A 13,367-nucleotide genomic window follows, 5' to 3' on the forward strand; every position below is an offset into this window, starting at 1 on the left:
CGCCGGGACCGCCGCCGACCCGTCCGCCACCACCCTGGAGCACCCCATGAACAGCACCGTCACCGTCGACCTCGACCGCCCCGGCGCCACCATCAGCCGCCACCTCTACGGCCACTTCGCCGAGCACCTCGGCCGGTGCATCTACGACGGCTTCTGGGTCGGCGAGGACTCGCCCGTCCCGAACGAGGGCGGGATCCGCCTGGACGTCGTCGAGGCCCTCCGCGCCCTCGACATCCCCAACCTCCGCTGGCCCGGCGGCTGCTTCGCCGACCGCTACCACTGGACCAACGGCATCGGCCCGCGCGAGGAGCGCCCCGGCCTGATCAACACGCAGTGGGGCGGAGTCGCGGAGGACAACTCCTTCGGCACCCACGAGTTCATGGCGCTCTGCGAGCTGCTCGGCGCCGACGCCTACATCTCGGGCAACATCGGCTCCGGCACCGTGCAGGAGATGGCGGACTGGGCCGAGTACCTCACCGGCGCGGGCAAGTCGCCGATGGCCGACCTGCGCCGCTCCCACGGCCGGGAGGAGCCGTGGACCGTCCGCTTCTGGGGGCTCGGCAACGAGACCTGGGGCTGCGGCGGCAACATGCGCGCCGGCGCCTACGCCGACCTGGCGCGGCAGTTCGGGACCTTCGTGCAGAGCGGCAACGACACTCCGCTCTACCGCGTGGCGGCCGGAGCCGACGGCGCCGACACCCACTGGACGCAGACGCTGATGGAGGTGATCCCCGAGATCGAGGGGCACCCCTTCTCCTCCGTGCCGTGGGAGTCGGTCTCGGTGCACTACTACACGATCGGCGGCAGCTGGCACGCGAAGGGCAGCGCGACCGACTTCGACGCCGACACCTACTGGAGCACGATCGTGGCCGCGCAGGGGATCGAGGAGCTGCTCCGCTCGCACGCCGCGGTGATGGACGTCCACGACCCCGAGAAGAAGTACGGGATGGTGCTCGACGAGTGGGGCACCTGGTGGGACGTGGAGCCGGGGACCCACCCGGGCTTCCTCTTCCAGCAGAACACGATCCGCGACGCGATGGTCGCGGCCTGGCACTTCGACGTCTTCCACGGCTTCGCCGACCGCCTGACGATGGCGAACATCGCGCAGACGGTGAACGTGCTGCAGGCGATGCTGCTGACGGACCCGGACGGCGGCGAGATGGTCCGCACGCCGACCTACCACGTGTTCGAGATGAACAAGGGGCACCACGACGCGACGGTGCTGCCGACCACGGTCGCCGGCCCGACGCACGCGGTCGACGGCCGCGAGATCCCGGTCGCCTCCGCCTCCGCCTCCACGAAGGACGGCCGCGCCCTGGTCTCGCTGACCAACGTCGACCTGGAGGAGCCGCTCGAGGTCTCCCTCGACTTCCGCGGCGGAACCGTGACCGGCGCGACCGGCCGCCTCCTCACCGCCGACCGCCCCGACGCGCACAACCGGCCCGGCGCCGCCGACGAGGTGAGCCCCGTCGCCCTCGAGGGCATCGAGACCACGGCGACAGGCCTGCGGGTCACGCTGCCCCCGCACTCCTTCGCGACCGTGACGCTGGAGCTGTCGTGATCGCCGCACGCACGGAGGCCGCCCGCCGCCCGCCGATGGGCTGGAACAGCTGGGACTGCTTCGGCGCCTCGGTGACGGAGGAGGAGGTGCTCGCGAACGCCGAGTACCTCGCCGAGCACCTCCTGCCGCACGGCTGGGACACGGTCGTCGTCGACATCCAGTGGTACGAGCCCGATCCCGGCACGAGCGACTACCAGGAGGTGTCGGAGCCGGTGCTCGACGACTGGGGACGCCCGCAGCCCGCCGTCGGACGCTTCCCCTCCGCGGCGACGGGCGGATTCACGGCGCTGGCCGCGCGCGTGCACGCCCTCGGCCTCCGCTTCGGCGTCCACCTGATGCGCGGCGTCCCCCGGCGGGCCGCCGAGCTCGGCCTGCCGGTGCTCGGGTCGGAGGCGACCTGCGCCGAGATCGCCGACCGCGGGAACGTCTGCCCGTGGAACCCCGACAACTACGGAGTCGACATGAGCGCGCCCGGCGCGCAGCAGTACTACGACTCCGTGATGGCGCAGCTGGCCTCGTGGGGCGTCGACTTCGTGAAGCTCGACGACGTGCTCTACCCGCCGATCCAGGCGGAGGAGATCGCCGCCCTCTCCCGCGCGATCGACGCGACCGGCCGCCCGATGGTGCTGAGCCTCTCGCCCGGCAAGCAGCTCTCGCTCGAGAACCTCGAGCTGCTGCGCTCGACCGCGCAGATGTGGCGGATCTCGGACGACTTCTGGGACGACTGGGCGCACCTGCACGAGCAGTTCCAGCGGGCGGCGCGCTGGGCACCGCACCAGCGTCCCGGCGCCTGGGCCGACGCCGACATGCTGCCGCTGGGGCGGATCGGCGTGCGCGCGCACGTGGGCGAGGACCGGCTCTCGCGGTTCACGCCCGCGGAGCAGCGGACGCTCGTGACGCTGTGGTGCCTGCTCCGCTCGCCGCTGATGATGGGCGGGCACCTCCCGGACACGCCCGCCGACACTCTCGCGCTGCTGACGAACGGCGACGTCCTCGCGCTCCTCGGCAGCGACGGCAGCCGCGAGATCGTCCGCGACGGCGACCTGGTGGTGTGGTCGGCGTGGCGCGGCGACGAGCAGTGGCGCGGAGTGTTCTGGCTGGGCTCGTCGGCGCGGTCCTACTCCGCGCACCTGACCGACCTGGGCTGCTCCGGCGCGACCTCGGCCGTCGACGTGTGGAGCGGCGCCGAGCTGCCGATCGTCGGCGGCGCCGTCGAGCTCGAGCTCGAGCCGCACGGCTGCCGCCTGCTGCGCCTGGCCTGACGCGCGGCCGCCGGCCGGGGCGGGCGGGCCCGCCCCGCCTCGCCTCGCCCCTCGCCTCGGCGAGAAGCCAGGACTTGTCGCACTCGACGCCCACTGCGACAACTCCTGCGCACTCGCGAGCGGAGGCGGCGGCGGACGCGCCGAGACGACGGAGGCCGCCGCGCTCGAGCTCGAGTGCGACGGCCTCCGGACCGTCAGGAGCGGGCGACCGCGGGTCAGGACTCCGTGTCGACGAGCGAGTCGAGGTGCGCGAGGTCCTCGGACGAGATCTCGAAGTCGACGTCGGCGTTCTCGACGATGCGCGAGGGCGTCGTCGACTTCGGCAGCGGCAGCACGTCCTTCTCGAGCAGGTAGCGGATGCAGAGCTGCGCCACCGACTTGTCGTACTTCGCGGCGATCTCGCCGATGTCGGAGTTGTCGAGCAGGCCGCCCGTCGCGAGGGGCGAGTACCCCTCGACGAGGATGCCGTGCTCCTTGCAGTACGCGGTCGTCTCGTCCTGGGTGTTGCCGACGAACCAGCGGATCTGGTTGGCGTGCGGCACCACGTCGGTCGCCGCGATCAGCGACTCCAGATCGGCGACCTGGAAGTTCGAGACGCCGATGGCCCTCGAGCGACCGGCCTCGAGGATCTCCTCCATCGCCTTCCACGCCGCGATGTTGCCCTCGCGGTGGTCGGAGCCCATGTCCTGCCAGGGCCACGGGGCGTGGATGAGGTACAGGTCGACGTGGTCGAGCTCGAGCGCCGCCATGGTGGTCTCGAAGCTCGCCTTCGCGCCCTCGTAGTCCTTCACCTCGGCCGGGAGCTTGGTGGTGATGAACACCTCGTCGCGCGGGACGCCGCTGTCGCGCAGGGCCCGGGCGACGCTCGCCTCGTTGCCGTAGGCGCGGGCGGTGTCGATGTGGCGGTAGCCCGCCTCGAGCGCGGCGGTCGTCGCGTCGTAGGCCTCGGGGCCGTCGGGGATCTGCCAGGTGCCGAACCCGATCTTCGGGATGGCGACTCCGTTGGACAGCGTGAACGTGTCGGTCAGGGCGGGCATGACTCTCCTCTGCATCGGTCTTCTCCGCGGGCCGCCACCGGCGGCGCCGCTCCTTCCACGCTAGGCCGGGCCCCCGGCTCGCGCGGGCCCCTTGCGCTGTGCGCCTCCGGTGCTACGCGGCCGTCGCACTCCCGGCCGCCGACCCCGCAGAAGTCGCAGGACTCGCGCGCGAGTACCGCGACTTCCGCGGACTCGAGCCGGCACCGCCGGCCCGCCCCCCGCGAGCGGCCGGCGCCTCCCCCCTGAGGCGCCGACCGCTCAGCCCCGCGCCACCGACCAGGGGGTCCGCAGCGCCCGCTCGGCGAGCAGCCGCCGCTCCCCCGTGATCGACACCTCCGCCGTCACCGCCGCGTCCGCCGCCGAGGCGCCGGCCGTCAGCCGCAGCGGCCCCGGGTCCACGGCGAGCCGGCCGTCCTCCCCCGTCACCGCGAGCCGGGCCGCGTCGACGTGGAAGTGCACCGTCAGCGTCTCGCCCGCCGCGATCGGCACGCGCGCGAAGCCGATGAGCTGCGCGACCGGCCGCACCACCGCCGAGGTCGGGTAGCCCGCGTAGAGCTGCACCACCTCGACCGTGTCGGCGCCGTCGTTCCGGAGCGACACCGCCACGTCGAGCGATCCGCCGACCGGCAGCTCCGCCGCCGTCGCCAGCTCCGTATACGTCACCGCGCCGCGGGTCAGCCCGTAGCCGAACGGGTAGAGCGGAGTCGCGTCCAGCGCCGTGATCCCGGGGTTCGAGAGCCCGAGGGACGGCTGGAGGTACGTGGTCGAGGCGGACGGGAGCCGTGGGATCTGCACGGGCAGCCGCCCGGTCGGAGCCACGCGGCCCGAGAGCACGCCGGCGACCGCGGCCGCCCCGTCCGCTCCCGGGAAGAAAGCCTGCACGAGTCCGCGCGCCGCTCCGAACGCCCCGAGCGCGTAGGGCCGGCCCGAGAGGACGACCACCACGGTGGGCACGCCGGTCTCGAGCACGGCCGTCACCAGCGGCTCCTGCGCTCCGGGGAGGCGGAGGTCGGCCGCGTCGCAACCCTCGCCCGAGGTGCCGTCGCCGAAGAGCCCCGCGATGTCGCCGACCACGACGACCGCCGCGTCGGAGCCGCGGACGAGGTCCACCGCCTCCTGCACGCCGTCGGTCGACGCGGAGGTGATCGAGCCGCCCTCCGCGAAGCGCACGCGCGACGCTCCGAACTCCTCCTGCAGCGCCGTCAGCACCGTCGGGATCGACAGGCCGAGGTCGTGCCCGGGGTGCTTGGAGAGCACGTGGTTGGGGAACGCGTAGCAGCCGACCAGGCTGCGGAACTGGTCGGCGGCCGGTCCTACGACGGCGAGCGAGCCGGAGGACAGCAGCCCCGCGACGTCCTCGTCGCGCAGCAGCACGACCGACTCCTCCGCGATCCGCGACGAGATCGCGCGGTTGCGGGCGCTGTCGAGGTCGACCTCCTCGGCCCCCTCGGGCACCAGCGGGCCGCCGTCGAGCAGGCCCGCCTCGAACTTGTGGCGGAGGTGCCTGGCCACGGAGCGGTCGAGGTCGGCCTCGTCGACGACGCCCTCGCGGATCAGGCGCGGCAGCTCGCCGTACGCCGCCGTCTGCGGCAGCTCGACGTCGACCCCGGCGTGCAGCGCCAGGCGCCCCGCGTCGGCCGCGTCGACCGCCACGTGGTGCATGGCCTGGAGGAACGGCACCGCCCAGTAGTCGGCGACGACCGTGCCCTCGAAGCCCCAGCGGTCGCGGAGCAGCGTCGTCAGCAGGTGCCGGCTGGCGCTGCTGGGCACGCCGTCGATGTCGGTGTACGAGGTCATCACGCTGCGGGCGCCGCCGTGCCGCAGGGCGGCCTCGAACGGAGGCAGCACCGTGTCGGCGAGCTCGCGCGGCCCCATGCTCACGGGTCCGTGGTTGCGGGCGCCGCGGGAGGCGGCGTACCCGGCGAAGTGCTTCAGCGTCGCGACGACACCTGTCCCCTCCAGCCCCGCCACATAGGCGGCGCCGAGCTGCGAGACGAGGTACGGGTCCTCGCCGAGGGTCTCCTCGACGCGGCCCCAGCGGTAGTCCTTCACGACGTCGACGACCGGGGCGAGGCCCTGGTGGATGCCGAGGGCGCGCATGTCCGAGCCGATCGCCTCCGCCATCTCGCCCACGAGCTCCTCGTGGAAGGTGGCCGCCCAGGCGAGCGGAGTGGGAAACGCGGTCGCGCCGTACGCGGCCAGGCCGGTGAGGCACTCCTCGTGCGCGATGGCCGGGATGCCGAGGCGGCTGCCGGCGACCACGCGCTCCTGCAGCTCGCGGAGCCGGCGCACGCCCTCCGGGACGGTGACCGGCTCGGTGCCGAACACGCGGGTCAGCTGGCCGAGGCCGCCGGTGAAGAGGTCGTCGCCCGCGGCGGGCCCGTCGTCGAGCTTCGGAGCGAAGTCGTCGGCGGAGTCGGTGAGCCAGACGGAGCCGAGCTGCGCCGCCTTCTCCTCGAGGGTGAGTTCCTGGGTCAGGAGGCGGGCGCGCTCGGCCGGAGGCAGAGCGCGATCCCGCCAGTCCCGCCCGGGAGGACGCGCGGCGTCCGTCCCGGGCAGTGCTGGGGAAGCGTCGTGCATCAGCCCTTGAACGCCCCGTCCATGATCCCGGACACCATCCGGCGGCCGACGAAGAAGAACGCGATCAGCAGCGGGAGGGTGGCCATGAACGATCCGCCCATCGCCAGGGCGACGTCGATCGAGCGGTTGGCCTGCAGCTGCTTCAGCGCGATCTGCACCGTGAACAGCTCCGGCGACTTGAGGACGATGAACGGCCACATGAAGTCGTTCCAGACCGCGGTGAAGGTGATCAGTCCGAGGACGAACGCCGCGGGGCGGACCACCGGGAAGGCGATGCGCCAGAACAGCTGCCACGAGTTGGCGCCGTCGATGCGGGCCGCCTGGATCAGCTCGTCGCTGACCGTCGTGGACATGTGCTGCCGCATCCAGAAGATGCCGAAGGCGCTGGCCAGGCCCGGCACGATGATCGCCTGGAGGGTGTCGACCCAGTCGAGCGCCGAGACGATCAGGTACTGCGGGATGATGCTCAGCTGCGCCGGCACCGTCATGGTCAGCAGCACGATCAGGAACAGCACGTTGCGGCCGGGGAACTGCAGCTTCGCGAAGGCGAAGCCGGCCATCGCGCAGAGGATCGCCGAGATGACGGCGATGCTCAGCGACACGATGAGGCTGTTCAGCATCGAGGCGATGAACGGGACCGTGTCGAACACCTTCTCGGCGATCGCCATGAAGTTCGTGCCCGGGTACAGGCGCGGCGGAATCGACGTGACGGCGGTCGCTCCGACCGACGCGACGACGAACATGTAGTAGAGCGGGAAGATCGAGACGAGCACCGCGATCACGAGGAAGACGTAGGTCGGCCAGCCGACTCCGCCGCCCTTCCCGCGCCGCTTCGGCAGCTGTGCCTTCTGGACCGTGGGGGCCAGCGTCTGCGGGACGGCCTGGTCGATCACATCCGACATCAGACGGCCTCCTTCCGGGTGCGGGTGGAGAGGTAGAAGTTGAGGAGGGAGACGAGGACCACGATCACGAACAGCACGACGCCGATGGCGGATCCGTAGCCGAACTTGAACTGGCCGAAGCCCTGCTCGTAGAGGAAGAGCGCCAGCGTCTGACACTGCCGGCCGGCGCCGCAGGTGAGGCCCGATTCGGGAGCCACCAGGAGCGCCTCCGTGAAGATCTGCAGACCGCCGATGGTCGACATGATCACGGTGAAGACGATGATCGGGCGCAGCGCCGGGATCGTCAGGTGGCGGAACTGCTGCCAGCTGGACGCGCCGTCGACGGAGGCCGCCTCGAACATCTCGCGGGGCAGCGACTGCAGGCCCGCCAGGTAGAGGAGCGTGTTGTAGCCGAACCAGCGCCAGAAGACCATCGTCGAGATGACGATCCAGGAGCCGTAGTTCGTGGCGAGGAAGTTGATCGACGGCAGTCCGAAGATGCCGAGGAACCAGTTGATCAGGCCGAAGTTCTTGTCGAAGATCTGCGCGAACACGATCGCGGTCGCCGCGACGGAGGTGATGTACGGCACCAGCAGCGCCATGCGGAAGAAGTTCGCCCAGCGGAGGCGGGCGTGGTTCAGCAGGTGCGCGAGGAAGAGGGCGAACAGCAGCTGGGGCACCGTCGAGATGATGAAGATGCCGAAGGTGTTGACCAGCGCGTTCCAGAACCGGGAGTCGGCGAAGAGCTGCTGGAAGTTCGCGATGCCGACGAAGGTCTGCTCGCCGATCGGGTTCCAGTCGAAGAGCGAGACGTAGAACGTGAACAGGAGCGGGAAGAGCCCGAAGACGATGAAGATGATGAAGAAGGGCGCGACGTACGCGTAGGGGGCGATCCGCTCCGAGAGGGAGTTGCGGATCCGCGCGGCCTTCTGGACCGGCGCGCTGGGCTGCTTGCGCTGCTTGCGGGGTGGTGCTGCTGTCACCGTTGACACGGGAGTACCTCCGTCGAGAAAGGGGGAGGGGCCCGGCGCGCGACGCGCCGGGCCGCTCGGGTGGGTGGGGCGATCAGCCGCCGATGGCCTGCTTGGCCGTGTCGAGTGCGGTCGACCACGCCTTGTCGGAGGTCACGTTGCCGGCCTCCAGCTCGACGAGGGTGTTGAGGAGCGCCCCGTTGATCGGGGTGGTGTCCGGTCCGTTGTAGAAGGACGGGAACTGCTCGACGGAGGTCGCCATGACCTCGCCGATCTTCGAGTCGCCGAAGAACGGGTCGGTGTACGACTGGACCTCTTCGCTGGCGACCGCCTCGGTGGCGGCGGGCAGCGTGCCCGAGGCCTTGAAGTGGTCGGTCTGGCCCTCGGCCGACATCATCGTCTTGATGTACTGCCAGGCGGCCTCGGGGTGCTCGGCGCGGGCGGGGATGGCGATGACGCTGCCGCCCCAGTTGCCGCCGATGCCGGGGACGCTGGTGACGCGCCAGTTGCCGGCGGTGTCGGGGGCGTCGGTCTTGATGCCGGCGAGGATCCACGAGGGGGCGATCGTCACGGCGAAGGCGCCGTTCGCGCGGCCCGGGGCCCAGCCCGAGGACCAGGCGGCGATGCCGGCGCTGATGCCGGCGTCCTTGGTGTCCACGGCGACCTGGAACGCGTCCTTCACCTGCGGGTTGGTGTCGTAGACCAGCTCGCCGTCGGGCGAGTAGTACTTCTCCGAGACCTGGTTGACGGTCGAGAAGAAGACGCTGGTCTCGATGTTGTCGACGAACGGCTTGCCGGTCGCCTCGGTGTACTTCTTGCCGGTCTCGATGAAGGACGGCCAGTCCTTCCAGAGCTCGGCGACCTGGTCGGGCTCGGTCGGCAGGCCGGCCTGCTCGAAGAGGTCGGCGCGGTAGGCGAAGCCCAGTCCGCCGACGTCGGTCGGGACGCCCACGACGGAGCCGTCGTCGGCGGTCGCGGCGGAGGCGGCCCACGGGAGGTAGGTGGAGGCGACGTCGTCGCCGCCGAGGGTGCGCAGGTCGAGGAAGTTCGAGCTGTTGGCGACGAACTGGGGCAGGTCGTCGTTCTGGATCATGACCAGGTCGGGCACCTTGCCGCCGGCGAGGGCCGCGGTGAGGGCGGTGGCGGTCTCGGTCGTGCTGCCGACCTCGGAGAGCTTGATCTTCGCGTCGGGCATCTTCGCGAGGTACTCGTCGACGCTGTCCTTGGCGTTGATGCCGGTGAAGGACCAGAAGGTGGCTTCGGCGTTCGGGTCGTCCGAGGCGCCTCCTCCCCCTCCGGACGAGCACCCGGTCAGGGTGAGCGCGACTACTGCTGCTGCGGCGGCTACGGCCGTCAGGCTTCTTTTCACGACAATTCCTCTTCGTTGGGGATTCGCAGGGTTTCGGTGAGGGCGGGCCTCAGAGAACGATCTCTTGGCGGCCAACCTAACCCGCCCGCGAGCACGATGCAAGCGAGAACCGGTCTCCGCGAGATAACGATCTCCGCCTAGTATCAAAGGGAAGTTTCGCAAATCGAGCAGTTCCGGACGGCCGCCCGCCGCCCCGTGCGAGTCTTCACTCCGACGTTCTCCCCACCGTGCTCCGCGGGGAGGCGCGGAAGCCGGAACCTCCCCTCGCAGAAGGAAGCAGCATGACTCGACCCACGCTGGTGGACGTCGCCCAGGCCGCGGGCGTCTCGCGCGCCACCGCCGCCCGGGTGCTCGCAGGCGGCACCAATGTCGACGTCCGGATGACCGCCGCGGTCGAGCGCGCCGCGAAGTCCCTCGGCTACGAGGCGAACAGCGCCGCCCGGATGCTCCGCGGCGGGCGGGCCGGGGCCATCGCCCTGATCGTCGCCTTCAACGAGCTCGACAGCCTCACCGGGACGTTCTTCACCTCGGTGCTGAAGGGCGCCGCGAAGGGCCTCTACGCCGGCGAGGTGCAGCCCGTGCTGCTGCCCGCCGACCACGACGACAGCGACCGCATCCCCCGCTTCCTCCGCTCGCGGGCCGTCGACGGCGCGATCGTGATCCTCCAGCACGAGATCACCCACCTCGCCCAGGCGCTGGCCGACTCCCCCGTGCCGATCGCCTGGGTCGGCCGCCCTCGCGTCGCCCTGCCCGAGGACGCGATCGTCATCGACTCCGACAACTACGGAGGCGGCCGCCTCGCCGCCCGCGCGCTCGCCGACTCCGGCCGTCGTCGCCTGGGCATCATCGCCGGCCCGCACGACATGGAGCCCGCCCGCGACCGCATCCGCGGCTGGCGCGACGAGCTGACCGAGCTCGGCCTCGACTCCAGCCCGATCGTGCACGGCGCCTTCACCCTCGAGAGCGGATCGGCCGCAATGGCCCGCCTCCTGCAGCGCCACCCCGACCTCGACGGCGTCTTCGCCTCCTCCGACCTGATGGCCAACGGCGCGATCCGCGTGCTGCAGGCATCCGGACGCCGCGTCCCCGCCGACGTCTCCGTCATCGGCTTCGACGACGTCGTCATCGCGACCACCTCGGATCCGACCCTCACGACCATCCGGCAGCCCCTGGAGGACATGGGCCGCGTCGCCGCCGAGACCGTCGTCGCCGTCGTGCAGGGCCGCCCGGTCGACCGGCAGCCGATCCTCGCGACGACCCTCGTGCAGCGCGAGTCCGCATGATCCCGCCTCCCCCGCACCGCCTGATCGTCAGCACCGACGCGGCGAACGAGGCCGACGACCAGTTCGCGATCGTCCAGGCGCTGCTGACCGAGACCCTCGACGTCCGCGGCCTGGTCGCGGCGCACTTCGGCCGGCCGGGGAGCACGACGGAGTCGCGCGCCGAGATCGACCGCATCGTGGAGTTGGCGGGAGCGACGGTGACCGTCGTCGACGGCGCCGAGTCGGCCCTGCCCGCCGAGGCGTCGGACGGCGCCCGCCTGATCGTGGCCGAGGCGCTGCGCGACGACGGCCGACTGTGGATCGCCGTGCTCGGGCCGCTGACCGACGTCGCCGCCGCCCTGCTGCTCGAGCCGTCGATCGCCTCCCGCGACGTCGTGGTCGTCTGGGTCGGCGGCCCGCCCTACGACGAGATCCCCGCCTACAGCCCCGAGTTCAACCTGATCAACGACGTCGGCGCGGCGAACCTGGTGCTCGAGTCGGGCGTCGCCCTCTGGCAGATCCCGATGCCCGTGTACTCCGGAGTCGGAGTCGGGCACGCCGAGCTCCGCACGCGGCTGCGCGGAACCAGCCCCCTCGGCGACTACCTGGTGGACCAGCTGATCGCGTTCAACGACACCATCCCGTACGGTCCGCTCGACTTCCGATCGCTGGGCGACAGCCCGGCCATCGGCGCCGTGATGAACCCCGCCGGCGGACGCTGGCGGGAGCGCCGCGCGCCGCGGTTCTCCGCGGACGGCGAGCTCCTGCCCGACTCCGGGCCGTACACGATCCGGGTCTGCGAGGCGTTCGACACCCGCTGGCTGATCGAGGACCTGTTCGCGAAGCTCGTGGAGTTCGGGGAGCGGTCGGGCGGCGAGCGCTAGCGGTCGCCTCGCTGCGAGCGTCCGATAGGCGGAGCGGGGCCTCCTGCCAGCGGACACGCCGCCTCACACCGCGTGCTGAATCCTGCGACGAGGCGGAAAGCCGCCAGTCGCTCTCGAGAAGCGACTCCGCCCGCAGTTCTTCTCCGAGCTCCTGGAGAGTTAATGGCCGACATCTCGGCAGTCCCCGGAGTTCGCCGCCGCGTGCGCGGCCCTCCTGCGCGCGGGCAGCTTCGATCAGGTCTGCGAAGTACAGGAGATACCGGCGGAGAGTGCCGATGCCGACACCGGCGCGAGCCGACACCTCGGCAGTCGTCGCCCGACCCTGAAGAGGTTGCCTTCGAACCGCACATTCATCGCGAGCACGTCGATGAGCGTCCGCGATCGATCGTTCCCACTTCTTGATCGCCTTCGAGGGCGCGCGTTAGGGCGAGGCTCATCACGAAACGCCATCTGAGTGGAATAAGTAACAGATGAGCCTGGCTCTGGGAATGCCAAACGCGCCACCTTTCCCGCCATTCAAGCTCGGGCTCTTGACACTTTTCCCCCTCGATGGAAATGTTCTTCAGACGCGGTCAGCATTCCGCGTCGATGAAAGAATAGATAATTGAAAGGCCGTTCGAGATGCGATTGATCACACTCCGACATGTCTCCAAGAAACTCAGCGCTCTCGCCTGTGCAGGTGCAGTGGCGCTCGGCGCCGGAGTCGCCGCACCACTGTCCACCGGGGCGACGGTGGAAGATCAGGTGATTGCGACGAATGCCGACGACGCATTGATCGGCACCGCTCCCGCCAGTGTCGACAAATTGGCAGCGGATTTCGAGGGGCGTCTCGATGCGTCGACCGGCGTGGTCGCCCGGTCGCTCGCGATCGTGGAGAATGCGAACGCAGCACTGCTTCGAGATTCCATCGCCGATGGCACGGGAAGGACTCGACTTGTCGGCGGTGACAGTGTGACGGTGCCGTCCGACCTCTTGGATGGCGTCACGTTGGCGAGCGACAAGGGGCAGCCTTTGATGATTCAACTACCCCACGCGTCCACCGCAGGAGCACCTGCCGTGCTGGGCGACGGCACTGTTATCTACCCGGGGCAGTCGAGCGCGAACTCAGTGATCGTCAGCGACTCGGGTGTCCAGATGCTCACAACGATCGCGGACGCAGAAGCACCGGCCGACTACCCCTACGAGGTGACGCTCAGCGAGGGCCAGACGCTCGCTCTCGTCGACAATGGAGCTGCGCTCGTCAACGCTGACGGTAGCACTGCCGTTGTGGTGGGCGACGCATGGGCAATCGATGCCAATGGCGCCGCCGTTCCGACTCGTTACTCCGTGGAGGGAGCAACGCTGACGCAACACGTCGATCACACCGCGACGGAGAACATCGCGTATCCAGTAGTCGCTGATCCGGTCTGGCTCGCTCCTGCAGTGATCAGGTGCCTCTCGGGCCTCGCCCTCACCGGGCCGCAGATCGCCACCATCGCTTCCACGGGTTCGCCAGCATCGATTGGTGGAGCCCTGGGCAGGGCGGCGCTCGCCTGCCTGACGGGAAAGTAGGCGTACTAC

Annotated in this window: 10 protein-coding genes; 5 read left to right on the forward strand and 5 right to left on the reverse strand. The window is 70.6% G+C overall.

The window, feature by feature from the left end; all coding sequences use genetic code 11:
* Positions 1-46 precede the first annotated feature (46 nt).
* Complete coding sequence (locus tag C5D50_RS01705) at positions 47-1,561, forward strand: alpha-N-arabinofuranosidase (protein WP_104282582.1); 1,515 nt, start codon at positions 47-49, stop codon at positions 1,559-1,561.
* Positions 1,558-2,823, forward strand: a complete 1,266-nt coding sequence (locus tag C5D50_RS01710) for a glycoside hydrolase family 27 protein (RefSeq protein ID WP_258069525.1) — start codon at positions 1,558-1,560, stop codon at positions 2,821-2,823. The genes C5D50_RS01705 and C5D50_RS01710 overlap by 4 nt, the downstream gene beginning before the upstream one ends.
* Before the next feature lie 215 nt (positions 2,824-3,038).
* Here the strand turns inward: C5D50_RS01710 and C5D50_RS01715 are convergent, their stop codons facing one another.
* The 5 genes from C5D50_RS01715 to C5D50_RS01735 form a co-directional block, all read right to left on the reverse strand.
* Complete coding sequence (locus C5D50_RS01715) at positions 3,039-3,860, reverse strand: aldo/keto reductase (RefSeq protein WP_104226493.1); 822 nt, start codon at positions 3,858-3,860, stop codon at positions 3,039-3,041.
* A 258-nt stretch (positions 3,861-4,118) separates the two neighbouring features.
* Entirely contained in the window at positions 4,119-6,440 is a 2,322-nt protein-coding gene (locus C5D50_RS01720) for a glycoside hydrolase family 3 N-terminal domain-containing protein (RefSeq protein WP_104282575.1), read from the reverse strand.
* On the reverse strand, positions 6,440-7,342 hold the full coding sequence (locus C5D50_RS01725; RefSeq protein WP_104224678.1) for a carbohydrate ABC transporter permease: 903 nt from the start codon (positions 7,340-7,342) through the stop codon (positions 6,440-6,442). The genes C5D50_RS01720 and C5D50_RS01725 overlap by 1 nt, the downstream gene beginning before the upstream one ends.
* Entirely contained in the window at positions 7,342-8,304 is a 963-nt protein-coding gene (locus tag C5D50_RS01730; RefSeq protein WP_104224677.1) for a carbohydrate ABC transporter permease, read from the reverse strand. The genes C5D50_RS01725 and C5D50_RS01730 overlap by 1 nt, the downstream gene beginning before the upstream one ends.
* Before the next feature lie 82 nt (positions 8,305-8,386).
* Positions 8,387-9,661 carry an extracellular solute-binding protein gene (locus C5D50_RS01735; protein WP_104226495.1) on the reverse strand — a complete coding sequence of 425 codons (1,275 nt, stop codon included), beginning with the start codon at positions 9,659-9,661 and terminating at the stop codon, positions 8,387-8,389.
* 281 nt (positions 9,662-9,942) lie between these two features.
* Here C5D50_RS01735 and C5D50_RS01740 point away from each other — a divergent pair, with 281 nt between their 5' ends.
* The 3 genes from C5D50_RS01740 to C5D50_RS01750 all read left to right on the forward strand — a co-directional run bounded on the left by C5D50_RS01740 (position 9,943) and on the right by C5D50_RS01750 (position 13,358).
* Entirely contained in the window at positions 9,943-10,944 is a 1,002-nt protein-coding gene (locus tag C5D50_RS01740) for a LacI family DNA-binding transcriptional regulator (protein ID WP_104224675.1), read from the forward strand.
* The gene (locus C5D50_RS01745) at positions 10,941-11,807 is read left to right on the forward strand and encodes a nucleoside hydrolase (protein ID WP_104282747.1); all 867 of its coding nucleotides are present in this window, start codon (positions 10,941-10,943) and stop codon (positions 11,805-11,807) included. The genes C5D50_RS01740 and C5D50_RS01745 overlap by 4 nt, the downstream gene beginning before the upstream one ends.
* Positions 11,808-12,428: 621 nt before the next feature.
* The gene (locus C5D50_RS01750) at positions 12,429-13,358 is read left to right on the forward strand and encodes a hypothetical protein (RefSeq protein WP_146086871.1); all 930 of its coding nucleotides are present in this window, start codon (positions 12,429-12,431) and stop codon (positions 13,356-13,358) included.
* Positions 13,359-13,367 lie beyond the last annotated feature (9 nt).

Source organism: Rathayibacter sp. RFBD1 (genome assembly GCF_002932915.1).
GTDB lineage: Bacteria > Actinomycetota > Actinomycetes > Actinomycetales > Microbacteriaceae > Rathayibacter.